The 529-nt window shown below is 70.1% G+C and carries 1 pseudogene; it reads right to left on the bottom strand.

The window, feature by feature from the left end:
- A pseudogene (locus tag CCN44_RS42760) lies at positions 1–474 on the bottom strand (lantibiotic dehydratase); the annotation flags it as partial.
- Positions 475–529: the final 55 nt, after the last annotated feature.

The following is a 529-nucleotide window of genomic DNA, read 5'->3' on the forward strand; positions in this document are numbered from 1 at the left end:
GGTGGCGGTGTGCAGGTCGGTGGGGGTGGTGCGGGCCCGGGCGAGGTGGACGTTCTCCACGGCGATCGCGGCGAGGTCGCCGAGCGGGGTGCCGGGTGCAAGGAGCGTGGGGTGGTGTGTGGTGGGGTGGTTGGTGATGGGGATGAGGGCGGTTTGCCCTGCCCAGTCGCGGGGTGTGGTTTTGGCTGCGGCGCGGCCGATCACGCGCCATAGGTAGGCGGCGCGTTTGCGGAGTTGCTTGCTTGACCAGGTCTGTCCGTCGGCGAGCCGACGGGCGATGTCGTCGATGAGTTGCGGGGCGGTGCTGTCGAGGAAAGCCTGCATGACCGGGTTGGTGCAGGTGATGTGCCAGGCCTGTTGGGCGAGGCGTTCGGTTTCGGCTGCGATGGCCTGACGTAGTGCGTTCTCTTCGGCCTGTGCTGCTTGGGTGTCGTGGAGCAGGGCGCGGGCTTGGCGGGCGAGGTCGACGGGCACGGCGGGTGAGTGTTCCAGCAGGGTGCAGTCCCGGTGGCGGGGGGCGGTGCCGGCG

Origin of the sequence: Streptomyces tricolor (assembly GCF_002155905.1) — a bacterium.
Classification (GTDB): Bacteria; Actinomycetota; Actinomycetes; order Streptomycetales; family Streptomycetaceae; genus Streptomyces; species Streptomyces tricolor.